Genomic DNA, 24,537 nt, shown 5'->3' with positions numbered 1-24,537 from the left:
TGGCGCTGGGCCTCCCTCTCTGTTTTGGGGCTTGTCAGGGACGGGTTACCCCTGAACAGGCCGGTTAGCCTGCCTAGCGATTATTTGCCCAGCCGACGCTCGATGGCATCCATCAACATGCCGGTGATGTGCACATCGAAGGCCGCTTCAATCTCGCGAATGCAGGTCGGGCTGGTGACGTTAATCTCGGTCAGCCGATCGCCGATGATGTCGAGGCCGACGAAGATGAGGCCTTTCTCTTTCAACGTCGGGCCCACCGCGCGGGCAATAGCCCAGTCAGCTTCGCTCAGGGGACGGGCTTCACCACGGCCACCGGCCGCCAGATTGCCACGGGTTTCGCCTTGCGCCGGAATACGGGCCAGACAGTAGGGAACCGGTTCACCGTCCACCACCAGCACCCGCTTGTCGCCATCCTTGATAGCGGGCAGATAGGTCTGCGCCATGCAGTACTGGCTGCCGTGGGCGGTCAGGGTTTCGATAATCACGCCGACGTTGGCGTCATCTTCCTTCATGCGGAAGATGGAGGCGCCGCCCATGCCGTCCAGCGGCTTGAGGATGACGTCCTTGTGTTTCGCGTGGAAGGCGCGCAGCTTGTCGGCGCGGCGGGTTACCAGCGTGGTCGGGGTGTGCTCGGCAAACCAGGCGGTGTAGAGCTTCTCGTTGGCGTCGCGCAGGCTCTGCGGCTTGTTGACGATAAGGCAACCCTCATCCTCGGCCCGCTCCAGCATGTAGGTGGCGTAGATAAATTCGGTATCGAACGGCGGATCCTTTCGCATCAGGATCACATCGAGGTTGGAGAGGGGCTGATCCACCACCTCGCCCAGGGTGTACCAGTCGGCATAGTCATATTTGACGGTGAGCGGGCGCATGGTGCCAAAGGCGCGACCGGCTTCCATGTAGAGATCCTTCATCTCCAGATAGAAGAGCTCATAGCCGCGCTTTTGCGCCTCTTCGAGCATGGCAAAGCTGGAATCTTTCTTGATGTTGATGGCCGAGATGGGGTCCATCACGATGCCGAGTTTAATGGTCATCCGCTGTTCCTTTTTAATGGCTCGATAGGGTTGTAGGGTCGATTAGCGCAGCGTAATCGTCCGCTTGAGGCTGCGTCGATGCAGCCATGGGGCTGATTGATGCGGCCGATAGTATCAAGCGAGATCGCCAAAGCGGCACTGCAGCGCAGTGATCGCAGTCAGGGCGGCGGTTTCGGTGCGAAGCACCCGCGGCCCCAGCAGCATCTCTTTGAAATCTTCCTGCACGGTACGGGCGATCTCGTCGCTCGACAATCCCCCTTCCGGGCCAATCAGCAGGCGCACCCCATGCTCGGGAACGGGCAGGGTGTTGATGCTGTACTCGGCGCGCGGGTGCAGGTTGAGCTTGAGTTCCTTGGTCTCTTCTGCCAGCCAGGCGTCCAGTTCCATCGGCATGCGCACCTCTGGCACCACGTTGCGGCCGCACTGTTCGCAGGCGCTGATCACCACCTTTTGCCACTGCTCGCGCTTCTTCTCCAAGCGGTCTGCCGGCAGCTTGACGCCACAGCGTTCGGAGAAGAGCGGGGTGATGCAGGTGACGCCCAGCTCCACCGATTTCTGGATGGTGAAGTCCATCTTGTCGCCACGGCTGATCACCTGACCGAGGTGGATGGCCAGCGGTGACTCCACCGATTGGACGTCGCAGCGGTCGATGGTTACTTCCACCGACTTCTTGCCAACGCTGGCGATGGTGGCGGGATATTGATTGCCATCGCCGTTAAACAGCTCAAGCTGCTGGCCCGGCTGCATGCGCAGTACCCGGCCGATATGGTTGGCGCCGTCTTCCGACAGGGCGATGGTCTGGCCAACTTGCAGGGTGGCCGGTTCATAGATACGTGGAATGCGCATGGCTGCTTGTCAGTCTCTTGCTTGGAAACCCTTTATATCCTGCGCCGAGCAAGGCTCACGCGGCAGTGAAGAAGGGTTTCATTATAGGAGGGGCGATCCCCCTCCCTGGTCAAATGGGGTTATTGGCACTGCTTTTCAATAAAGGGATTGGTATTGCCCTGCAGCTTGCCGATGCGGCGATTGCGCTCGCACTCCCAGCCCTCTGCCGGGTACTGGCGATCCCAGGCTTCAAACAGTTTACGCTGTTGCGCTGCCAGACGCAGCCCATACTGCTGGCTCATGTAGAGGTAGGCTCGGGCAATCTGGCCCCGTACCTGCCCCTTGGGCGGCTGCACCCGACGATCCTTGAAATCCACCAGCATCTGGCACTGGCCGTACTGATCCGGCTTGCCGTTCCAGTCGGAGAAGCGGTAGTTGGCCCGATCGCCGTTCACCTCGCCAATGGCGGGGAAGAGGTTGTGCATGTCCCCCTCCATCTTGTTGAACTCGGGGCTCGCTTTTTCGCAGTTTTTGCGACCGCCATCCTGCCAGCATTGCAGCTGGTGGCCGAACTCCCAGGCCGGTACCACGTGTTCCCACTCGATGCGGGCGGCGCGCTTGGCCTGCTTGCGCGGCTCATAGCCGCAACTGGCGAGATCCGGGCTCATTTTCTTGCCCTGATAGTCGATGTCACAGCCGCAGTAGAAGGTGGTGACCGCAGGTTGGCTGCGATAGAGCTTCACCAGATCCTGCTTGGCTTCACGAAAGGTCTGGGCGTGCAGGGGGGCGCTGAGCAGCGGCAAACCGGCCAGCAGGGTCAGGGCGAGGGAGGAGATGAAACGCATGGGATTCCTTGCAAAACGGGTGATTGACGAACGATGGCGGGCACCCTACCACAGGGGCGCGACACACGCTGGCTTACTGCTCTGGCTCCGGCCGTTCCCGCTCCAGCGGCTGCTTGCAGCGGCGGCAGTGATAGCGGGCCTCGCCACGCACCACCTTGTTGTGACGGCGAATAGAGAGCTGATGCTGCTGGCAGAGGCAGCGATAGGGCACAGTGTGCTGGGCCAATACCGCCAGATCGAAGCTGTGGGTGGTTCTGGGCTCAAGGCCGAACACCTCCCGCATCACCGATTGCCACTGCCTGCCGTGGGGCAAGACCCGGCTTTTGCCGCGCCCGTCACCCCACAGGGCATAGACCAGCAGATGGGCCACCTCGTGGGGCACCACCTCATCCAGAAACGCCTGCTGGTTGGCCTGATAGAGGGCAGGGTTGAAGCGCAACTCCCAGGTTTGCAGCCGCGCCGATCCCGCCGCCCGGCCCCGCATATTGCAGTAGATCCGCGGGCGGGGGAAGGTGCGGCCAAGGCGCGCCTCGGCCTGCACAAAGCAAGCTTCTACGCGTTGTTGCAGCAGGGCGACAAGCTGGGCAGGAGTGGCAGACATCAACATCTCGTCAGATAGCGGATAAGCAAAAGGGGAGCCAGGCTCCCCTTTTATCACAACAGCGAGCCTTACAGGCCAGCGGCAGAACGCAGCAGTTCGGCCTTGTCGGTCTGCTCCCACGGGAACTCGTCGCGACCGAAGTGACCGTAGGCTGCGGTAGCCTGGTAGATCGGACGCTTCAGATCCAGCATTTCGATCAGGCCATACGGGCGCAGTTCGAAGTGCTCGCGCACCAGCTTGACCAGCAGTTCTTCGGCGACCTTGGCAGTGCCGAAGGTCTCGACGCTGATGGAGGTTGGCTCGGCCACGCCGATGGCGTAGGAGATCTGGATTTCACAGCGATCGGCCAGACCGGCGGCAACGATGTTTTTGGCCACGTAGCGGGCGGCGTAGGCAGCGGAGCGGTCAACCTTGGACGGATCCTTACCGGAGAAGGCGCCACCACCGTGACGAGCCATGCCGCCGTAGGTGTCGACGATGATCTTGCGACCGGTCAGACCGCAGTCACCCATTGGGCCGCCGATAACGAAACGGCCGGTCGGGTTGATGAAGTATTTGGTGTCCTTGTTGACCCACTCGGCCGGCAGCACCGGCTTGATGATCTCTTCGCGTACCGCTTCAACCAGATCCTTGTGGCTGATGGATTCGGCGTGCTGGGTAGACAGCACAACGGCATCCACACCGATGATCTTGCCTGCGTCGTCGTAGGCGAAGGTCAGCTGGCTCTTGGCATCCGGACGCAGCCACGGCAGGGTGCCGTTCTTGCGCACTTCAGCCTGACGCTTCACCAGCAGGTGAGAGTAGGTGATGGGGGCCGGCATCAGCACGTCGGTTTCGTTGGTGGCGTAGCCGAACATCAGGCCCTGGTCGCCAGCGCCCTGCTCCAGCGGATCGCTGCGGTCAACGCCCTGGTTGATGTCCGGGGACTGCTTGCCGATGGCGTTCAGCACGGCGCAGGAGTCAGCATCGAAGCCCATGTCGGAGTGGGTGTAGCCGATTTCACGTACGGTATCACGCACGATCTCTTCGATATCAACCCAGGCAGAGGTGGTTACTTCGCCGGCCACCATGACCATACCGGTCTTGACCAGGGTCTCGCAGGCAACACGGGCCTTGGTATCTTGCTTGAGGATGGCGTCCAGTACCGCATCGGAGATCTGGTCCGCAATCTTGTCGGGATGGCCTTCGGAGACCGACTCGGAAGTAAACAGCTTTGCCATGATAAGAGTCTCAGCTTGTCTGGGTTATCGCCACGGCAATAACCGGATGAATGGGATGGTGTAGAGGTATCTACATCTGGACGTCTATTTTAATTAGCGCCCCCCCCGATTGCCAGCACTATTTTGTCGCGCAGTGTCCAATGGGTCACAAGCGGTGCTCTCCTATCCCGAAAGGGATGGAAATCAAACGTTTTTCTCTGGTTGCTTTGGTCAATAGAGGGCAAGAAAAGCGATTGTCCTCCCAAAGCCACTTTATTCATCCAGATAATATTTGCACGCCGCGCGCCCTGCTGGGACAATAACGCGCCTTAATCTTGGCCATCAAATGAAGCAATCGCAGGAGATTCAGATGCCTTCTCGTAAAGAGCTTGCCAATGCCATTCGTGCATTGAGTATGGATGCCGTTCAAAAAGCCAACTCCGGTCACCCGGGCGCCCCCATGGGAATGGCGGATATCGCCGAAGTGCTGTGGCGTAGCCACCTCAGACATAACCCGAACAACCCCAAGTGGGCCGACCGCGACCGTTTCATTCTCTCCAACGGCCACGGCTCCATGCTGCTGTACTCCCTGCTGCACCTCTCCGGTTATGACCTCTCCATCGACGATCTGAAAAACTTCCGCCAACTGCACTCTCGCACCCCGGGTCACCCGGAGTACGGCTATGCACCGGGCGTTGAAACCACCACTGGCCCGCTGGGTCAGGGCATCACCAACGCCGTTGGTATGGCGATCGCCGAAAAAGCCATGGCTGAGCAATTCAACCAGCCGGGCCACGACATCGTTGACCACTACACCTACGCCTTTATGGGCGACGGCTGCCTGATGGAAGGTATCTCCCACGAAGCGTGCTCCCTGGCAGGTACTCTGCAACTGGGCAAACTGATCGCGTTCTGGGATGACAACGGTATCTCTATCGACGGTCACGTTGAAGGCTGGTTCACCGACGACACCGTCAAGCGTTTCGAAGCCTACGGCTGGCACGTTATCCCGGCTGTTGACGGTCACAGCCCGGAAGCCATCAATGCCGCCATCGAAGCCGCCAAGGCTGAGACCGGCAAGCCGACTCTGATCTGCTGCCGCACCATCATCGGTTACGGTTCTCCGAACAAATCCGGTTCTCACGACTGCCACGGCTCACCGCTGGGCAACGACGAGATCGCCGCCGCCCGTGCCTTCCTGAAGTGGGACCACGCGCCGTTCGTTATCCCGGCCGATATCGCTGCCGAGTGGAACGCTCAGGAGAAGGGTGCTGCACTGGAAGCCGACTGGGCTGCCAAGTTCGCTGCCTATGAAGCCGCTCACCCGACTCTGGCTGCCGAATTCAAGCGCCGTACCGCTGGTGAACTGCCGGCCAACTGGGCTGCCGAATCCGCCAAGATCATCGAAACCCTGCAAGCCAACCCGGCCAAGATTGCGACCCGTAAAGCGTCCCAGAACTCTCTGGAAGCGTTCGGCAAGCTGCTGCCGGAGTTCATGGGCGGCTCTGCTGACCTGGCTCCGTCCAACCTGACCATGTGGTCCGGCTCCAAGTCCCTGACCAACGACGATGCCTCCGGCAACTACATCCACTACGGTGTACGCGAGTTCGGCATGTCCGCCATCATGAACGGTATCGCCCTGCACGGTGGTTTCATCCCCTACGGCGCTACCTTCCTGATGTTCATGGAGTATGCCCGCAACGCCCTGCGCATGGCCGCCCTGATGAAGCAGCGTTCCATCTTCGTTTACACCCACGACTCCATCGGTCTGGGTGAAGATGGCCCGACTCACCAGCCGGTTGAGCAGATCGCCTCCCTGCGTCTGACTCCGAACATGAGCACCTGGCGTCCGTGTGACCAGGTTGAATCTGCCATCGCCTGGAAACACGCCATCGAGCGTACCGACGGCCCGACCTCTCTGATCTTCTCTCGTCAGAACCTGGCCCAGATGGACCGTACTGCCCAGCAACTGGCCGATACCGCCAAGGGTGGTTACGTGCTGAAGGATTGCGCCGGTACTCCGGAGCTGATCCTGATCGCCACCGGTTCCGAAGTGGAACTGGCCGTTGCCGCCTATGAGCAGCTGACTGCCAAGGGCCGTGCCGTGCGCGTGGTCTCTCTGCCGTCTACCGACGTGTTCGACGCTCAATCCGCCGAGTACAAAGAGTCCGTCCTGCCGGCCTCCGTCACCAAGCGTGTGGCCATCGAAGCCGGCATCGCCGACTACTGGTACAAGTACGTGGGCTTTGGCGGCAAGATCATCGGTATGACCACCTTCGGTGAGTCTGCACCGGCCGAGCTGCTGTTCAAGGAATTCGGCTTTACCGTAGAAAACGTGGTTGCGACCGCAGAGTCCCTGTAATAGCTGACCATTGGGCCACTCTGGCCCAGTAGCCGGAAAATAAAACGCCCTCCATCGCAAGATGGGGGGCATTTTTTATGGAGTTCAAGGAAGATTTCAGTTAATTATGGATATATATAAACTATTTTTTAAATACTTTTCGAGCCATGAAAATACCCAAGTAATACTATTGTCATTATGGGGGCCCAGTAGTAACATTTGACAATTCATTCTAACGAGCACGCTTGAATATGAATAGTTACGAAAAGCCATTTTATATATCATTATTAATAATTTTTTTAATTTTTGCTCTCTATGGTGCGGCATTACTTTGGATTGTGTGGCCAATTTCTGAACTTTCAATTACTAAAGCTGGAACATTTGGGGATAGCTTTGGAGTATTAACTTCATTTTTTACTGGTATTGCATTCTCTGGAATATTAGCGACTCTCTTTATGCAAAGAGAAGATCTTAAATTAACGAGAGAAGAGCTGATTGAAACAAGAAAAGAAATGTTTTCACAGAGTCAGACTTTTGCAAGGCAGAGATTTGAAGATTCTTTTTATCAGTTACTAAAATTATATAAAGAAAATCTTAAAGATTTATCTATCAGAACCCAAGAGCAATCAACTCGGCTTTGTGGTGTCGAGGCATTGCGATTCTTAATCTTAAAGTTTGATAAATTGTGGGCTTCACAAGGATATCGTTCCCTTCCAAGTGAAGAGAATGCTCTACTTGCCTATAAATATGAACTAATTCGGTCTATTAAGTCTGTTTTTATTAAGCAAAGTCGATATATCGGTACTTTCTATAGTATCCTTACCCTTATAGATGAGGAGTGTAAGGCTCCACTAATTAAAGAAACTTACTGGAGAATTTTAGCATCGCAGCTAACAGCGTATGAGGTAAAATATTTATTTTATCAGGCAGTTGTATATGGTGACAATAAATATGTTAAAAATCTACTTATCGAGTCCATGGTTTTTCAAGAGTTGATCCTTAGCCAAGGATTTACTAAACCTAATTTAACTATATTTGAAGAGATTTTAGAAGTTAAAATAAATGCAGTTGCCAGTAAAGATAAAATTCCAATGTCTAAAAAGCAAATAAAAATCGCTAGGAAATTTATATCTGCACGCAATGCAAAGTTAAAAGCGAAGAGCAATCAAGAAAAATCACCACAGCCTGTAGGTTCGATTAGCGAAGCGTAATCGGACGTTCGCGTTATTTATTTCGATGTCATAAAAATAATATTCCTCCCTTTTACCTAAAAAGAGACCGGCATATAGCCGGTCTCTTTTTTATTTCTGCAACCCTTACGCCTGCTGCGGGGTACTTTCCGCGTTGGATATCACCGCATCCACCTCGGCCTACTCCACTATGGGCCTTATCAATCTGACGACAAGGGTGCCATGGTTAACACCAGCTTGCCGATATGACGGCCTGAATCCAGCAAATGGTGGGCGGCCGCCGCCTCATCCAGCGGGAAGGTCTGGTAAACCTGCGGTTTGACCTCGCCGCGTTCGATAAATGGCCAGACATGAGTTTGCAGCTGGGCGATCAGATCGGCTTTTTCCTGCGGTGTCCGCGAGCGCAGGGTGGAGCCGATATGGGTCAGCCGCTTTTGCAGCATGGGAAACAGATCCAGATTGGGGGCGGCGCCCGCAATAATGCCGATCTGGACTATGCGACCATTGATGGCGGCCGCCGCATAGTTGCGCACGACATACTCTCCGCCAATGATATCGAGAATGATGTCGGCGCCATGGCCATCGGTGGCTGCATGCACGGCCTCGACAAAATCCTCCTCCTTGTAGAGCACGGCCACATCCGCGCCCAGCTTGATGCTGGCGGCCTGCTGCTCGGGTGAGCCGACCGTGGTGATGATTTTGGCGGCGCCAAATGCCTTGGCCAGCATGGTGGCGGTCGTGCCGATGCCGGAGGCACCGCCATGGATCAAGATAATGTCCCCTTTTTTGAACTGACCCCGTTCAAACATATTTGACCAGACCGTCATAAAGGTTTCCGGCAGCGCCGCCGCTTCGACAAAGCTCAATCCGGGCGGCAGGGGCAGGACATTGCTCTGGTGGGCGACGCTGTACTCGGCATAGCCGCCACCCGAAATCAGCGCGGCGACCTTGTCGCCAATCTTGAGATGGGTCACCTGCTCCCCCTTGGCGACCACGACCCCGGCGACCTCCAGCCCGGGAATATCGGATGCCCCTGCCGGAGGCGGGTAGAGCCCCTTGCGCTGCATCACATCCGGCCCATTGATGCCGGTCGCATAGTGCCGGATCAAAACCTCATCGGGCTTGGGCGCCGGTGTGGCGCGGGTGGTCAGTTGCAAGACATCGGGGCCACCTGGCTGGGTAATCTCTACCGCGCTCATGGTGGCGGGAATGGAATAGGCGTTATGCATCAGTGGCTCCTTGTAACGAGGTGATATGGGGTTCCCCGGATGGGATGAGCACCAAGATAGTGGAGATTGCTGATGAATAAACGCAGTATTATCCCTCGCCTGTAATGCAAAAATGCATTTCAATCGGGAGTCGTGATGAACTGGGATGATGCGAAAATTTTTCTGGCGTTGCATCGGGAAGGGAGCCTGAGGGGCGCCGCCCGTGTGGTCGGGGTCGATCAGGCCACCATTGGCAGACGGATTGCCGCACTGGAGCATCGTCTGGCAGCCACGCTGTTTCTCCGCACATCCAAAGGGTATGTGCTGACTCATGTCGGAGAGATAGTGCTGGCCAGCGCCCAGCAGATGGAGCTGGCGGCCATTGATTTTGTGCGGGCGGCGCAAGGGGTCGACAACCGCCTGGTTGGGGAGGTCAGCGTGGCGACCACAGACACCCTGGGGATGGATTTTCTGATACCGGCCCTGACCGAGCTGCATCAGCGTTATCCCGATATCAGGGTCATCCTCAATACCTCGACCCAGGTGGTCAATCTGTCCCTGCGGGAAGCGGATATCGCGATCCGGACGGTGAAGCCGGACAATCCCGACCTGATTATTCGCAAGCTGGCCTCCTGGCCGGTCGGGTTGTATGCCTCCGCCGACTATCTGGCTCGCCATGGCATTCCCGAAGCGGGCACCGCTTTTGCGGGCCATTCGCTGGTGGTGTATGAGCCCCACTGGCAGAGCGCTCGCTCGCCAATGATGCTCGAAGAGGCGGCCGAGGGGGCCACGGTCGCCGCGGGAGTCAATACCAGCCTGATGCTGCGTCAGGCCCTGTTGATGGGGCTGGGGCTTGGCGAGGTAGCGGTTCCGCTCGCAGAGCAAGCCGGGTTGGTGCGGGTCTGGCCCGAGCGGCAGTTACAGCAATCCTACGATGTGTGGCTGGTGACCCATCAGGATGTGCAGCATGCCGCGCGGGTCAGGGCGGTCATGGATGCCATCGTCAGGGCATTTGCCGCGATGCCCTAAGTCTGGCGGGCGCTCTGTTCAGGTTTTGTCGCAGCGTGGTCACACCTCTTGCCATAGTCATGGCGGTTGAGGGAAAACCCTCATTTACTTGGTCTCTGACAGTCAATACTGTGAGACCGAGTCCACCACTACTGGAGCCTGACCCATGACCGACATGCTTGTTGACGATAAACAACCGACCCCGGATCCGGCAGAGCAGAATGCCTTCTTCCCGTCGCCCTACTCCCTGAGCCAGTTCACCTCGCGCAAATCTGACCTTGCCGGGGCCGACTATCCCGCTCCCTATCGGGAGGGGCGCTGGAAGATCCTGCTGATCGGAGCCGATGAGCGTTATCTGCCCACCGACAACGGCACCCTGTTTTCCACCGGCAACCATCCGGTCGAAACCCTGCTGCCCATGTATCACCTCGACAAGGCGGGCTTTGCCTTTGATGTGGCCACTCTCTCCGGCAATCCGGTCAAGTTCGAGTGGTGGGCCATGCCCGGCGAAGATGAAGAGGTGCTGGGGCTCTATGCCAAATATCAGGCGCAGTTCCGCCAACCGGCCAAGCTGGCTGATCTGCTGAAAGATGCGCTGGCTGCCGACTCCGACTATATCGGCGTCTTTATTCCCGGCGGCCACGGCGCCCTGATGGGGTTGCCGGAGAGTGCCGAGGTGAAAGCGCTGCTGGAGTGGGCGATGGCCAACGATCGCTTCATCATCTCCCTCTGTCACGGGCCTGCTGCGCTGCTGGCGGTGGCCAATCCAGAGACCTTCGCGGGCTACAAGATCTGCGCCTTCCCCGACGAGCTGGATGCCCAGACCCCGGCAATTGGCTATATGCCTGGCCACCTTACCTGGAAGTTTGGCGAGAAGCTCAAAGAGATTGGCTTCGAGATCGTCAACAACGGCATCTCGGGAGAGGTGTGCCGGGATCGCAATCTGCTGACCGGTGACAGCCCGCCAGTGCGCTGCAGGTCGCGGTGGCGCTGGAAGGGTGCCAGCGGCTGGAGGAGATCCAGCGACTGGTGCGCGCCTTTGCCACTCCGCTGGGGTATCACCGCTTTGCGCTCTTCTCCATCAGCGCCAGCGAGGAGGGGGTGGTCGAGCATCTCTACTGGCTGGAGGGGGAGTGGCTGGAGAGCGGTGAGGTGGTCGACCTGCATGCCTATATGCGCGAGTGCCCGATGGCGATGCATATCAGGGAGCGAGACCAGCCCTTCTTCTGGAGCAAGACCCATGGCGCCGCTGGCGAGCAGTACCGTATCGTTCGCCAGCCCGAAGGGCCGGGCCGACATGGCTTGCAGGTGCCTGTCTATGGGCCGCCGGGACTGGAAGGGGCGATGAGCTTTGGCGGCGATCAGATCGATGCCAGCGCTCCCACTCGGGTTGGCCTTGCGCTGATCGCGGCGGCGGCTTTTCATGCTGCCCGTCGCCTGATGGAGATGCCGGTCGCGGGTCACGAGCGTGGCCTCACTGGGCGCGAGCGCGAAGTGCTGGAGTGGGTCTCCCGGGGTTGGCGCCATGCCGATATCGCCACCACCCTGAAGCTTTCGGTGCGCACGGTCGAGAACCATCTGCGCAGTGCTCGCCGTCGACTGGGGGTGGCCACTACCGCAGAGGCGGTCAGAGTGGCGATCAGGAACCGCGATATCGAGGGCTGAGGGGCTATCCCTTTGTCTGGCATGTAAAAAGAGACCGGCATATAGCCGGTCTCTTTTTTATTTCCGCAACCTTTACGCCTGTGGCGGGGTGCTTTCGGCGTTGGACATCACTGCATCGATTTGTACCAGAGCACCGGCGGGAAGTTCACTTACCCCGATTACGGTGCGGGCAGGCAGATAACCCGGGAAGTATTTGGTGTAGACGGCGTTGACCGCATCCAGATCGGCGATATTGGCGAGCTGGATATTGACCTTGACGATATCGTCCATCACATGGCCGATGCTCTCCACAATCGCCTTGATATTGCTCAGGCACTGGGCGGTCTGCTCCTTGATGCAGCCAGCCAGGATCTTGCCGGTGGCGGGGTCTATCGGTAACTGCGCAGAGAGATGGTTGTAGTGGGAGAAGGCGACGGTTTGGCAATGGAGCGGGCTGCGCGGTGCCTTGTCGGTATTGCGGGCACGGATCACCAGATTGTGACGATCTTCCACCAGTTGCGGCGGGGTGCCGTCACCGTGGGAGATGACCGCATCCATCTGCACCCGTGCCCCCATGGGCAGGGCGGCGGCACTGACCACAGAGCGGGCAGGCAGATAGGCCACGACGCGAGCGATGGCGGAGTCGGGGAAGAAGGTGGTGTAGACCTCGTTGACGGCTTCCAGATCGGCCAGATCGGTCAGATAGACGATGACCTTGACGATATCGTCAAACGGCACGTCGATGCTCTCCAGCACCGCCTTGATATTGCGCAGGCACTGGCCCGCCTGTTCCTTGATGCCACCGGCAACCAGTTGGCCCGAGGCGGCCTCGACCGGCAGCTGGGCGCCGATATTGTTGTAGTGGGAGAAGGCCACGGTATGGGTGGAGAGCGGATTGTGCGGCGCCTTGTCACTGTTGCGGGCGAGCTTCACCAGCGGGCAAGGATCTTGCGGGAAGGTGCCTTCGCCGTTGGAGATGATGGCATCGATCTGCACCAGCGCACCCAGCGGCAGGGCGGCGACGGCGAGCGTGGTACGGGTCGGCAGATAGCCCGGGAAGAATTCGCGATAGACGGCGTTGACCGCCTCAAGATCCGCCATCTCTTTCAGGAAGATGGTCGCTTTGACCATATCGTCCATCACATGGCCGATGCTCTCGATGATCGCCTTGAGGTTGCTCAGGCACTGTCTGGCCTGCGCGGTGACATCGCCACTCACCATCTTGCCGGTGGCGGGATCGACCGGCAGCTGGGCCGAGATATTGTTGTAATGAGAAAACGCCACCGTTTGGGTGCAGGGGCCCAGATCCTGGGGTGCATGGGGGGTATTTCTTGCCGACTTGATGATGGTGCCACTCATAGATATGCCTCTTTTTAATATTTGTTGTTCATTCAGGTACAGGTTTACCCCATCTTGTTGTGCGCCATGGCCACTGCGCCAACGGCGGCATCCCTGGTTATTATTTGTGATCCACTCAATTACTGAGAGGAATAAGGGAGGAGAAGACAGGGTAGATATTTCAGACGCTGCGATTCTATGAGTGGCTATCAGGGGTTGCAAACCGCTGATTGCATTTCTATGAGATGGCTCAATGGGTGCAAATTTAATCATATTGCTATTCAATTCACACGAAATCGCAGCCAATTCGTGCGCAAATGGTGCCGAACCGGCGGACAGCCTTGCCCTGACTGGGTTTGCTCTTCCCCTCTTCGGGATATTGGCATGTGAATAAAGGGTTAATATTATGCGCCGATGTGCAAATAATCCATATTATGGTGCATGGATATCTGTTTTCAGCTCTTTGAAGGGGCTATGAAAATTCCCGTTAATATGCATATCCACCTTATTAAAGATACCTCTGGAATATAATTCACGGCTTTTGCATTCCTCTCTGCTAATGCTGATTCCGGCATATTCGATGACACCTTGCTGGCAGCCGGGATCTGTTATTAACGCCATAAAATTCTATGCCATGAATTTGCACGGCGGATCTGCCCCTGCTGCACAGGAGTGGGGAGTATGGCGTTGGCGTGACGCTGTGCGGGAGCTGTGACGTTGGATGAGAGGTGGTGCTGGATAAGGAAGGGGGAGGGGGGCAATCCGCTTCTCTTCACGCCGGTTGCATCCCCCGATGGGTGGGGTTGCCCCGCGTCATCGCTTTTTCCACCTTTTTGCGGCTTTGTCTGATCTCCCTCTTATCTGTGGCTGGTTGTGATGATTGGGGTGGTTTTCAGAGCTCGGGAACAGCTCAGGTGATTTCGCAGTAATAAATTTCAATGTATTGTTTTTAAAATGAAATGCGTCAAAAAATGGATTTATCGACCGCTTCTTATGGTTTCTTGATGAAACTGTTAATTAGTGGCGTGATTGCGAGTCAGGTCGCTTTTTTAACTCGCTATTAATCGTATGATTAATAAGGTAATCAAGGAGCCCTGACGGAGAGCATCGATGCACCGGCAGGCCATTGCCCAGGATTGGCAAGCGAGATCGCGTCGCGATCATCATTACCTGACTGTGGAGGATTTATGCTGGGTTTCGTTCTGGGCGATATGTATTGTCAAACATCTGGGCAGCGGTTACCTCCTCGCCTGGGAAAGAGCTTTCCCATTCCTGCCGATTACCGACTGCGCGGCCGGGTATCCGCCGCCATCATGACCATCGAGAGCCTGCTCGATACCCCTTATCCGCAAAAGCAGTTTCGTGATCTGGTCTTTGGCGCCTTTATCGAGCGCCAGCGTCGGCTGTTTGGCGAACATGTGATTGTGGCCCGCATGGAAGGGGAGGAGGAGCTGGAGCTGTCGATTGATCTCTCGTTTGTCAGCACCGCCGTACCTGTGGGCCTGCTGGCTATCTCTGAAGAGCTGGCCCTCGCCACGGCGCCGCGTCCCAAGAAGAGCCATCCCTACTACGAGGCGTTGTGCAAGGCGATCGACTGCATGGTGATGCTGATGTTTTATGGCAAGGTGATCCGCCAGCGTAATACGGTGTTGGAAAATATCGGCCATCAGTTTGGTTATCAGCCCGCGGCGACCCTGACGGCGCGTGTTGGCAAGGGTGGGGAGGATGATTACGACGCCTTCATGGTCAATATCATGACCTGTATTGCCCACTCCAACTCGCTCAAGGAGGCGCTGGAGAACGCCAGCCGGATGGGAATTCAGGAGCCCGCTTTCTTCTGCATCGTCGGTGCGATTGCCAGCACCCTGTGGGGCGTGCCCAGACTGTGGGCGTATCAGGCTTCACAGCTGATCCATCGTTCCCACCATCACTACATCCAGAATCTGCTTCGCTGTGAAACCCGTGCCGGGCGGCGCCATATCAATCTGGAGCCGCCAAAGCCCCCGCTGTTTGCACCGATCCGGCAACAGGTTGTGCGTCTGTTCAAGGGGGCACACTGATCCGCAGCCCCCTTGTCATCACTCAGGCGGGATAAAGCGCCCCCAGCACAGCCGGACGGCTGGCACCGGTGACGGCGGGCAGGTTGCCCGGCTTGCGGTGGACAAAGCACATGGCCAGCCAGGCAAAGGCTGCGCCTTCCACCCAGTCTGGGGCAAGGCCCAGCTCGGCGGTGCTGGCGATGCGCCATGCGGGCAGCAGGCTGGCCAGCTCCTTCAGCAAGGGGGCGTTATGGGCGCCGCCGCCGCAGACAAACAGCTCGGCTTTCGGCTGGCTGGCACCGACTGATTCGGGCCGGGCGGGCAGTTGGCGGGCGATGCTGTGGCAGGTGAGCGCCTGCAGAGTGCGCTGCACATCCACGGGGGCGTATGAAGTGTCTGCCAGCTCCCCATCGAGCCAATCGAGGGTAAACATCTCCCGTCCGGTGCTCTTGGGGGCGGGGGCGGTGAAGTAGGGGTGGGCCAGCAGTTTTTCCAGCAGGGCCGAGATGGGCTTGCCGCTGGCGGCCCATTTGCCACCGGCGTCATAGTTGCCGCCGTGGGGCTGATGGCGGCGATACCAGCCATCGAGCAGGGTGTTGGCCGGGCCGGTATCAAAACCATAGACACCGCCCGGATTGCCCGGCAGCACCGAGATATTGGCGATGCCGCCGAGGTTCAGTACCACCCGCAGGGCGCCGGGTTTGGCAAACAGCGCCTGATGGAAGGCGGGTACCAGCGGTGCCCCCTGACCGCCGAGGGCCATATCCATGGTGCGAAAATCGGCGATAACGTCGATGCCGGTCAGGGCGGCCAGCAGGGCGGCATTGCCGATCTGCAGGGTAAACCCGAGCTGGGGACGGTGGCGGATGGTTTGGCCGTGGCTGCCGATGGCGCGAATATCTTTGGGCTCAAGCTTCGCCTTGGCCAGCAACGCGTGGGTGGCGGCGGCAAACTCTTGCGCCACCAGATTATCGGCCACCCCCATGCGGTCGATTTCGTTGTCGCCCGGGGTGCAGAGGGCATGCAGCGTGCGGGCGGTCTCTTGTGGCCAGGGGTGACAAAGCGCCGCTTCGACCCGCAGTTCATCCCCGGCGATCATCACCAGCACGGCATCAATGCCGTCCATGCTGGTTCCCGACATCAGACCGATATAGCGTTCAGCCATGTGTCTCCTTACATTGCTGCTTGAAAATGCGGTGTGCAGAGAGGGTGAAGAGGGGAACGGCTTTCATCCCATGCCACATGGCGTGGTCTTTGACATCAGACCGATATAACGCTCAACCATGGAGCATCCTCAATGCGGACCGGAAAAAGAGTGAGAGAGACAGGATAGATAAGCCCTTGCTTCCGTGCCACATGCCGCTCCCGGTGTTCCATCTCATCTTATGCCTGAAAGCGGACTCATTTCAATCTGATTGCCTGGCGCGAGCTCAATAAAATGGGCTGGCAGGGCCTTCACTCTGCCAGCCCTGATGGCTTAGTTGCCGCGACTATCCCGCTTGTTCTGGGCCAGCTGCAGCTCGGGATTGTCGAGCTTGGCCAGTTGCGGCATCGCCAGCTTTTTGAAGTTGGCCAGCTCGCGTCCGCTCAGGGTCTCTGCCTGCGGCAGGGTGAGGGTGCGCGGGTTCTTGTGAATGCCGCCCACCACGAATTCGTAGTGCAGGTGCGGGCCGGTGACGCGACCTGTGCCACCCAGAGTGCCGATGGTCTGTCCCTGCTTTACCCGCTGCCCCTTGTTGACGGTGCGCTTGGAGAGGTGCAGGTACTTGGTCACATAGTTGCCGGCATGTTTGATAAAGACGTAGTTGCCGTTGAACTGGTTGTAACCGGCGGCCACCACGCTGCCGGAGCCTGCCGCCATGATGGGAGTGCCCACCGGCGCCACATAGTCGATGCCATTGTGGGGGCGGATCTTGCCGGTCACCGGATGGAGGCGGCGCGGGTTGAAGTTGGAGCTGATGTATTTGAAGTTGACCGGCGCGCGCAGGAAGCTCTTGCGCATCGCCTTCCCTTCCGGGGTGTAGTAGTTGCCATCTTCATTGAGCACGGCGCGGTAGGCGGTGCCCTGGTTGACGAACTCCGCCGCCAGAATATCGCCGGAGGCGACCCGCTCGTCGTCGCGGAACTTGTCTTCATAGACCACCCGGAAGCTGTCCCCCGGCTGCAAGTCCTGGGCAAAGTCGATGTCCCAGCCGAAGATGGCGGCCAAGTCCATGATCTGATCTTCGGTCATCCCCGCATCCACCGCGGCGCCCCAGAAGCTGGAGCGGATCTCGCCCTTGCTCACCTGTTCGCGGGTGTCGAGGGCGATTTTGACGTTGCGGGCGACAAAGGTCTCCTCCTTGCGGCTCACCTTGAGCGCCTGCTCCAGACTGTGGGGGTAATATAGGCTGTGCAGCTCGCCGTTCTCGGTGAGCTTGAAGGTGAGCTCCTGCCCAGGTTGCAGCATGCGCAGGGGATCGCTGCCCTCGAGCTGATCGATCAGGTGCAGGTCCGTGGTGCTCAGGCCAATGCGCTGGAAGATCACCCCCATGTTGTCGCCACGGCGCACCTTCACCTGCTTGGTGATGTAACGCGGCTTGGGCGGGGTAACGGGCTGGGCGGCTTCGGCCGGCAGCTCGTCGTTCAGTGTGTTGTCGTTGGCCGGTTCCCGCAGGGCAATCTCGTTGCCGTTTTCATCGACCCGTGTTGCCACCGCCTGTTCGCTTGGCCAGGCAGCCAGCATCATGATCATGATGCTCAAGATCAGCACCATCTTGCGGTGCCAGTGGGGGAGTGCGTTGAAGGCGTGCCAAATAACCATGAGAAGCAGATGAAGTCGGGCAGAATGGACGGATTTTACAGCCTTTCCAATTGGCCCGCCATTCCAGTAATATGTTTGGCCCTGTGGAATCGTGATGGAGAGTCAAAAAATGTCCCAGCTCGAGGTGGCGCTAGCCGAGATCAAGCGCGGAGCGGAAGAAATTCTGGTTGAAGAAGAACTTGTCGCCAAGTTGAAGGAAGGGCGCCCGCTGCGCATCAAGTTGGGCATGGACCCGACCGCCCCCGACATTCACCTGGGTCATACCGTGATCCTCAACAAGCTGAAGACCTTCCAGGATCTGGGCCATGAAGTGATCCTGCTGATCGGTGACTTCACTGCCATGGTGGGAGATCCCTCCGGCAAGAACGCCACCCGTCCGCCGCTCTCCGAAGAGGCCATCAAGCACAACGCCCTCACCTATGCCGAGCAGGCGTTCAAGATCCTCGACCCGGCCAAGACCCGCATCGAGTACAACTCGACCTGGCTGAGCGAGCTGGGTGCGACCGGCATGATCAAGCTGGCGGCCAAGCAGACCGTGGCCCGCATGATGGAGCGCGACGACTTTAAAAAGCGCTACACCGGCGGCCAATCCATCGCGATTCACGAATTCCTCTATCCGCTGCTGCAAGGCTATGACTCGGTCGCGCTGAAGGCGGACGTCGAGCTCGGCGGTACCGACCAGAAGTTCAACCTGCTGATGGGCCGCGAGCTGCAAAAAGATGCCGGCATGGCGACCCAGTGCGTGCTGATGATGCCGCTGCTGGTGGGTCTGGATGGCGTCAAGAAGATGTCCAAGTCCGCAGGCAACTACATCGGCGTTCACGACGCTCCGGGCGAGATGTTCGGCAAGATCATGTCCATCACCGACGATCTGATGTGGAACTACTACGAGCTGCTCTCCTTCCGTCCGCTGGCCGAAATCGAAGAGTTCAAGGCGGGCATCGCTGCCGGTACTCTCAACCCGCGCGACGTGAAGATCTGGCTGGCCAAAGAGATCATCGCCCGTTATCACGACGAAGCGGCGGCTGAAGCGGCCCACGAAGATTTCACCCAGCGCTTCTCCAAGAACGCCATCCCGGACGAAATGCCGGAAATCGAGCTGGCTCTGGAAGGCGAAGGTCTGGCCATTGCCAACCTGCTGAAAGAGGCCGATCTGGTGGCCACCACCTCCGAAGCGCTGCGGATGATCAAGCAGGGTGCGGTCAAGGTGGATGGCGAGAAGCTGGAAGATGGCAAGGCACTGATTGGTGCCGGTACCGCCGTCTATCAGGTCGGCAAGCGCAAGTTTGCCCGGGTGACTGTCAAATAAGCAGTACCGTCAAATAAGCCGTCGCATCAGGCAAGCTGGTCATCAAACCGGTTCAAGCTTGTTCAACAGGGCCTCCTTCGGGAGGCCTTGTCGTATCTGGGCGGCACGGATCTGGGCGATAAAGTGCCGCAGCACGGCACTGCTTGGGTGTGGCCGTGTCGCCAGACTGATGCTGGTCATCATGCCGTTGCCCTCAATGGGGTGATAACTGACCCCGAGCGGGCGCAGCGCCGCCACCGAGCTGGGCACCAGAGTCACGCCAAAGCCCGCCTGCACCATGCCGACGGTAGAGATCACCTGCGGGCATTCGGGCCCCAGTATCGGCTCGAAGCCCGCCTCCCGGCAGAGACCCACTATTCCGTCATAGAGCCCGGGCCCGATGGCGTGGGGAAACAGAATAAAACTCTCGTCCTTCAGGCTGGCCAGTGGCAAGGGGCCCGGCTTGGCCTTGGGATGGCTGGTCGGCAGGGCGATCAGCAGCGGCTCCTGCTCGATAAGGTGATGGGCAAAGCCCTCGCTACCCCGGCAGGGCAGCCGCAAGATGGCGGCGTCCAGCCGATCGTTGCGCAGCGCCTCCACCAGTGCCGGCATGGTGCCCTCCTGCGGGCTGAGGGCCACCTCGGGGTAGCGCTCCCGATAGTCGTGCAGCAGGGTCAGCACCGCGGGGTGGAGCACGGTGGACCCGGCAAAGCCGATCCGCAGCGCCCCCTGCTCGCCCCGGGCAATCCGTTTCACCTTAAGTTTTGCCGCATCGGCCAGCGCCAGGATCTGCGCCGCATCCCGATAGAGGCTTTCGCCCGCCTCGGTCAGCTCGACACTGCGGGTCAAACGGCGCAGCAGCGGGGTGCCCAGGGTCTCTTCCAGCTTGCGGATCTGCTGGCTCAGCGGCGGCTGGGCCATGTTGAGTGATTCGGCTGCGCGGGTGAAATTCTGCTTTTCAACAACGGCCATGAAGTAGCGGAGCGTACGAAGTTCCATATCGATTGAGTCTCAAAGTCATGGGATCAGCGTATTGGTGTTGAAATGTGAACCAAGTCACCATTGGATCCGAACGCTAACAGGATTCACGGTGGAGGTGAAACCCGAATGGAACATATTGCAACATCTGACAGTGCCGGGTGCAGCTGTGCCCTCGAAGTGAGCCAGCAGTTTTCCCGCTGGCGCAGGCAGCATGACGGTGGCGAGATCTACCAGAGTTCCCTGATGAGCGCCCTGCTGGCGGGGGTCTACGAAGGGGAGACCACCATGAGCGAGCTGCTGCGCCACGGCGACTTTGGCCTTGGCACCTTCAACCACCTCGATGGCGAGCTGATCGCCTTCGAGCGCCAGATCCACCAGTTGCGCTCCGATGGCTCGGCCCGGCCCGCCCGCGCCGATCAGAAGACCCCCTTTGCGGTGATGACCCATTTTCGCCCCTGTCTGGAGCGTCGCTTCGACCATCCCCTCAGCCGTGACGAGATCCACCAGTGGGTGGATCGGCTGGTGGGCTCCGACAACGTCTTCGTCGCCCTGCGCCTCGACGGCCAGTTTGAAACGGCCAAGGTCCGTACCGTGCCGCGCCAGGAGCCCCCCTATCGCCCCATGCTGGAAGCCATCGAACAGCAGCCGCTGTTTCGCTTTGCCGCGGTGGCGGGAACCCTGGTGGGCTTTCGCTGCCCGCCGTTCGTGCAGGGGGTCAATGTGGCGGGCTTTCACGAACACATGATCACCGCCGATCGCAAGGGGGGCGGCCATCTGCTCGACTACACCATGGCCCACGGCGCCCTGCGGCTTTCTGTGGTGCGTCACCTCAATCTGGCCCTGCCATCGGATCCCGCTTTCCGGCAGGCCGACCTCAACCCTGCCGATCTCGATCGCGCCATTCAGGCCGCCGAAGGCTGATAGACAAGGAGCAATATCATGGAAAACAGACAGTGGAAGTGCGGTGCCGAGCTGGTGGTTCGTCATCTGGAGGCGCAAGGGGTCAAGCAGGTGTTCGGAATTCCGGGGGCCAAGATTGACCGGGTGTTCGATGCGCTGGAGGACTCCCCCATCGAGACCATAGTGGTGCGCCACGAGGCGAACGCCGCCTTTATGGCTGCCGCCGTGGGGCGCCTCACCGGCAAGGCGGGGGTGGCGCTGGTCACTTCGGGCCCCGGCTGCTCCAACCTTATTACTGGGCTGGCGACGGCCACCTCGGAGGGGGACCCCATGGTGGCGCTGGGCGGTGCGGTGCGCCGTGCCGATGGCCTCAAGCTCACTCATCAGAGCATGGATACGGTCAACCTCTGCCGTCCGGTCACCAAGTTCAGCGCCCAGGTCAACAGCGGGGCGGCAATTTCGGAAGTGATGGCCAACGCCTTTCGCGCCGCCGAGTTGGGACGGCCGGGGGCGGCGTTTGTCAGCCTGCCGATGGATATCATCAACAAGCCTGTGCAGGGCAATGTGCTGGTGCCCCGCGAGGTGCCGGAGCCGGGCTGCGCCGACGAACAGAATATGGAGCAGGCATTGACCCTGCTGCGCAACGCCGAGAATCCGGTGGTGCTGCTCGGCCTGATGGCGAGCCGGCCGGAGAATGCCGAAGCGGTACGCGCCTTCCTCGACAAGGCGCGGCTGCCGGTGACCGGTACCTATCAGGCCGCCGGGGTGGTGGACAGCTGCCACTTCGATGACTTTGCCGGACGGGTGGGGCTGTTTAACAACCAGCCGGGGGATCAGCTGCTGGCTGGGGCTGATCTGGTGATCTGCATCGGCTACAGCCCCATCGAGTACGACCCCGTGTTGTGGAATGGCGACAGGGAGCGGCGCATCCTCCATATCGACGTGCTGCCTGCCGATATCGACAGCAGCTACTGCCCGACCGCCGAGCTGGTGGGGTCGATCCGCGCCAACCTGTTGCAGCTGACCCGCATCATGGGCAATCCGAAAATCCGCCCCCCCGAGGTGGATCGGCTGCTGCAAGGGGTACGCCAGCAGCGGCTGCGACTGGCGATGCGGGCCGACGATCTGCACGGCAATCCGGTTCACCCCTTGCGTATCGTGCGCGAGCTGCAGGATCTGGTGCGCGACGACATGACACTCTGTGTCGACATGGGCAGCTTCCATATCTGGATTGCCCGCTACCTCTACAGCTTCCGTGCCCGTCAGGTGTTGATCTCCAATGGTCAGCAGACCATGGGGGTGGCACTGCCGTGGGCCATCGGCGCGGCGCTGGTGCGGCCGGGTGAGAAGGTGATCTCGGTATCGGGGGATGGCAGCTTTATGCAGTCGAGCATGGAGCTGGAGACGGCGGTGCGGCTCAAGAGCAATATCGTCCACATCATCTGGGTCGATAACGGCTACAACATGGTGGCGATGCAGGAGCAGCAGAAATATTGCCGCACCTCCGGCGTCTCTTTTGGCCCCATCGACTTCAAACGCTATGCCGAATCGTTCGGGGCGGCCGGTTTCGCGGTGCGTTCGGCCGATGAGCTGCGCGTCACCCTGCGGGCCGCGCTGGCGGTGGAGGGGCCCGCTGTGGTGGCGATCCCGGTGGATTACTCCGACAACCCGGGGCTGATGGCCCAGCTCAGGCCAGAAGTATTGGCATAAGTGTGGGCAGCAGTGCTGGCCTTAATCCCTGTATAAGAGCAGGCAGACCCATCCATATAGCAAAAACCGGCATCAGGTGATGCCGGTTTTTTATTGCTACGCGGGATGGGTGGCCTTAACGGGCCAGCTGGACGGCGGCGCGTGCGCGGGCCGGTTGTGGGCGGTGTTTGGCTTTTGGTGCGCAGGCCATCTTCAGGCGCAGCCACTCGCGCCACAGCAGCCAGCAGAGCGGCAGGGTGAGCAGCAGCACGGTCGCGGGCTGGGCCATCAGCACCCCATCACGCCCCCACAGTTGCGGCAGCAGGAAGATGAGCGGCAGCAGCAACACGGTTTTGGCGATGGAGATGACCAGCGCCTGACGGGTACGCGCCATGGATTGCAGCAGCACGATGCCGAACATGATGATCCCCTCCAGCGGAATGGCGCCGAGGTTGAGGGTCAGGCTGCTGATGGCGGCGGCCAGCAGTTCGGGATCCTTGTCGCCGGTATAGAGCATGGCGACCTGTCCCGGCAGCAGCTGGATGGTGAGCCACACCAGCATGCCGTAGATAAAGGTGAACTTGAGCCCCATCTCCATCAGGTACTTGAGGTTGCGATGGCGCTTGGCCCCTGCCGCCTTGCTGATGAGCGGCTGAATGCCGAACGCCAGCCCCTGCAGAATGACGATAAAGACCGCTTCGGTGTAACCGGCCACGGTAAAACCCGCCAGATCCTTCACATTGCCATACACCATCAGCTGGCTGTTGTGCAGCATCAAGAGCAGCCCGAGGTTGAACTGGGCAATCAGGCTCGGCAGACCGGTAAAGAGCAGGTGCGGCATGGCGGGGAGGTTGGGCACCAGATCCCGCCAGCTGAGGCACAGCCGCGCCCAGGGGGTAAAGAAGTAGCCAAGGCCGATCAGGCTCACCGCACCCTCTGCCATCAGGGTGGCCTGCGCGGTACCGATCAATCCCAGCCCCAGCCGACCCACCATGATGTAGTTGAGGATGATATTGAGCACGGCGCCGCTGCTCACCAGCACCATGGCCAGTTTCGGGCGACCATCGTTGCGCAGCAGATAGGGGACCGCCAGATTGCTGGCCAGCAGCAGGGTACCGCCGCCAATCCAGGTGAGGTAGTCACTCGCCTGTTTCCAGGTCTCGGTGCCCTGTTCAATTCCCAGCCCCAGCAGGATATCGGTGTGGGTGTAATAGAGCAGCACCGGCGCAACGCCCCCGAGTCCGGCCAGCAGCCAGAGGGCGTTGACCAGCGCCTGACGGGCCAGCTTGTCGTTTTTCGCCCCTTGCTGGAAGGAGATGGCGGTGGCCGCCCCCATGCTTATCATGGCGGCCAGGCCGATCAGCACCATGATGACCGGATAGACCAGGTTGATCCCGGCGAGGCCAGCGGCGCCGACATAGTGGCCGACGAAGATGCCGTCGATGAGGTAGTAGGCCCCCGAGACCAGCATGGCAAGAATGGAGGGGAGGGCGTAAGCCCAGAAGCGACGGGTCATGGCCCGTTGCCGCAGTGTTAAATAGGCAGACATATCTGTTCTCTCGGGGAGTTCGATTATCGAACAGCTAGTCTAGATTAATACTTATTTG

The 24,537-nt window shown here is 59.3% G+C and carries 19 protein-coding genes and 1 pseudogene; 9 read left to right on the top strand and 11 right to left on the bottom strand.

Going from position 1 to position 24,537, the window contains the following annotated elements; translation table 11 throughout:
- Positions 1-80: 80 nt before the first annotated feature.
- The 5 genes from gshB to metK all read right to left on the bottom strand — a co-directional run bounded on the left by gshB (position 81) and on the right by metK (position 4,522).
- Positions 81-1,031 carry a glutathione synthase gene (gene gshB, locus AB5Z09_RS07560; RefSeq protein WP_040066605.1) on the bottom strand — a complete coding sequence of 317 codons (951 nt, stop codon included), beginning with the start codon at positions 1,029-1,031 and terminating at the stop codon, positions 81-83.
- A gap of 114 nt (positions 1,032-1,145) precedes the next feature.
- Positions 1,146-1,877, bottom strand: coding sequence for a 16S rRNA (uracil(1498)-N(3))-methyltransferase (rsmE, locus tag AB5Z09_RS07555; RefSeq protein ID WP_069556423.1), 732 nt, complete (start codon positions 1,875-1,877; stop codon positions 1,146-1,148).
- Positions 1,878-1,996: 119 nt separating this feature from the next.
- The gene (locus tag AB5Z09_RS07550; protein WP_100654324.1) at positions 1,997-2,701 is read right to left on the bottom strand and encodes an endonuclease; all 705 of its coding nucleotides are present in this window, start codon (positions 2,699-2,701) and stop codon (positions 1,997-1,999) included.
- A 73-nt stretch (positions 2,702-2,774) separates the two neighbouring features.
- A complete protein-coding gene (locus tag AB5Z09_RS07545) occupies positions 2,775-3,302 on the bottom strand; it encodes a SprT family zinc-dependent metalloprotease (RefSeq protein WP_368194969.1) in 528 nt (175 codons plus the stop codon).
- Between the two features lie 68 nt (positions 3,303-3,370).
- On the bottom strand, positions 3,371-4,522 hold the full coding sequence (gene metK, locus AB5Z09_RS07540; protein WP_005338519.1) for a methionine adenosyltransferase: 1,152 nt from the start codon (positions 4,520-4,522) through the stop codon (positions 3,371-3,373).
- Between the two features lie 349 nt (positions 4,523-4,871).
- Here metK and tkt point away from each other — a divergent pair, with 349 nt between their 5' ends.
- Both tkt and AB5Z09_RS07530 read left to right on the top strand, forming a co-directional pair.
- The gene (tkt, locus tag AB5Z09_RS07535; RefSeq protein WP_368194968.1) at positions 4,872-6,863 is read left to right on the top strand and encodes a transketolase; all 1,992 of its coding nucleotides are present in this window, start codon (positions 4,872-4,874) and stop codon (positions 6,861-6,863) included.
- Between the two features lie 230 nt (positions 6,864-7,093).
- On the top strand, positions 7,094-8,053 hold the full coding sequence (locus AB5Z09_RS07530; RefSeq protein ID WP_201930251.1) for a putative phage abortive infection protein: 960 nt from the start codon (positions 7,094-7,096) through the stop codon (positions 8,051-8,053).
- 179 nt (positions 8,054-8,232) lie between these two features.
- Here AB5Z09_RS07530 and AB5Z09_RS07525 read toward each other — a convergent pair whose 3' ends face one another.
- Positions 8,233-9,261: an NAD(P)H-quinone oxidoreductase gene (locus tag AB5Z09_RS07525; RefSeq protein WP_368194967.1), complete on the bottom strand. Its 1,029-nt coding sequence runs from the start codon at positions 9,259-9,261 to the stop codon at positions 8,233-8,235.
- Between the two features lie 135 nt (positions 9,262-9,396).
- Between AB5Z09_RS07525 and AB5Z09_RS07520 the strand changes: the two genes are divergently transcribed.
- The 3 genes and pseudogenes from AB5Z09_RS07520 (at position 9,397) to AB5Z09_RS07510 (ending at position 11,913) form a co-directional block, all read left to right on the top strand.
- Positions 9,397-10,269, top strand: a complete 873-nt coding sequence (locus AB5Z09_RS07520) for a LysR family transcriptional regulator (protein ID WP_368194966.1) — start codon at positions 9,397-9,399, stop codon at positions 10,267-10,269.
- 145 nt (positions 10,270-10,414) lie between these two features.
- Positions 10,415-11,152 (top strand): annotated as a pseudogene (gene hchA, locus AB5Z09_RS07515) (glyoxalase III HchA); the annotation flags it as partial.
- Positions 11,153-11,232: 80 nt separating this feature from the next.
- Positions 11,233-11,913, top strand: coding sequence for a PA1136 family autoinducer-binding transcriptional regulator (locus AB5Z09_RS07510; RefSeq protein WP_368194965.1), 681 nt, complete (start codon positions 11,233-11,235; stop codon positions 11,911-11,913).
- 72 nt (positions 11,914-11,985) lie between these two features.
- Here the strand turns inward: AB5Z09_RS07510 and AB5Z09_RS07505 are convergent, their stop codons facing one another.
- On the bottom strand, positions 11,986-13,251 hold the full coding sequence (locus tag AB5Z09_RS07505; protein ID WP_368194964.1) for a RidA family protein: 1,266 nt from the start codon (positions 13,249-13,251) through the stop codon (positions 11,986-11,988).
- A 1,166-nt stretch (positions 13,252-14,417) separates the two neighbouring features.
- Between AB5Z09_RS07505 and AB5Z09_RS07500 the strand changes: the two genes are divergently transcribed.
- The gene (locus AB5Z09_RS07500; RefSeq protein WP_368194963.1) at positions 14,418-15,290 is read left to right on the top strand and encodes a hypothetical protein; all 873 of its coding nucleotides are present in this window, start codon (positions 14,418-14,420) and stop codon (positions 15,288-15,290) included.
- Positions 15,291-15,312: 22 nt separating this feature from the next.
- Here the strand turns inward: AB5Z09_RS07500 and AB5Z09_RS07495 are convergent, their stop codons facing one another.
- Both AB5Z09_RS07495 and AB5Z09_RS07490 read right to left on the bottom strand, forming a co-directional pair.
- Positions 15,313-16,434 (bottom strand): anhydro-N-acetylmuramic acid kinase, encoded by a 1,122-nt coding sequence (locus AB5Z09_RS07495; protein ID WP_368194961.1) that lies wholly within the window; start codon positions 16,432-16,434, stop codon positions 15,313-15,315.
- Positions 16,435-16,746: 312 nt separating this feature from the next.
- Positions 16,747-18,072, bottom strand: a complete 1,326-nt coding sequence (locus tag AB5Z09_RS07490; protein ID WP_139493629.1) for a peptidoglycan DD-metalloendopeptidase family protein — start codon at positions 18,070-18,072, stop codon at positions 16,747-16,749.
- 109 nt (positions 18,073-18,181) lie between these two features.
- Here AB5Z09_RS07490 and tyrS point away from each other — a divergent pair, with 109 nt between their 5' ends.
- Complete coding sequence (gene tyrS, locus AB5Z09_RS07485) at positions 18,182-19,381, top strand: tyrosine--tRNA ligase (protein WP_005347884.1); 1,200 nt, start codon at positions 18,182-18,184, stop codon at positions 19,379-19,381.
- A gap of 42 nt (positions 19,382-19,423) precedes the next feature.
- Here tyrS and AB5Z09_RS07480 read toward each other — a convergent pair whose 3' ends face one another.
- Positions 19,424-20,359: a LysR family transcriptional regulator gene (locus tag AB5Z09_RS07480; protein WP_043818935.1), complete on the bottom strand. Its 936-nt coding sequence runs from the start codon at positions 20,357-20,359 to the stop codon at positions 19,424-19,426.
- A gap of 108 nt (positions 20,360-20,467) precedes the next feature.
- Here AB5Z09_RS07480 and budA point away from each other — a divergent pair, with 108 nt between their 5' ends.
- Both budA and alsS read left to right on the top strand, forming a co-directional pair.
- Positions 20,468-21,262: an acetolactate decarboxylase gene (gene budA, locus AB5Z09_RS07475; protein WP_335818605.1), complete on the top strand. Its 795-nt coding sequence runs from the start codon at positions 20,468-20,470 to the stop codon at positions 21,260-21,262.
- 18 nt (positions 21,263-21,280) lie between these two features.
- Positions 21,281-22,951: an acetolactate synthase AlsS gene (gene alsS, locus AB5Z09_RS07470; protein ID WP_368194960.1), complete on the top strand. Its 1,671-nt coding sequence runs from the start codon at positions 21,281-21,283 to the stop codon at positions 22,949-22,951.
- 115 nt (positions 22,952-23,066) lie between these two features.
- Here alsS and AB5Z09_RS07465 read toward each other — a convergent pair whose 3' ends face one another.
- Complete coding sequence (locus AB5Z09_RS07465) at positions 23,067-24,479, bottom strand: MATE family efflux transporter (RefSeq protein WP_368194959.1); 1,413 nt, start codon at positions 24,477-24,479, stop codon at positions 23,067-23,069.
- Positions 24,480-24,537 lie beyond the last annotated feature (58 nt).

Origin of the sequence: Aeromonas sp. R2-2 (assembly GCF_040908355.1) — a bacterium.
In the GTDB taxonomy this organism is placed as follows: domain Bacteria; phylum Pseudomonadota; class Gammaproteobacteria; order Enterobacterales; family Aeromonadaceae; genus Aeromonas; species Aeromonas veronii.
Note: the sequence above shows the minus strand (reverse complement) of the source record. Positions and strands in the feature narration are given on the sequence as shown.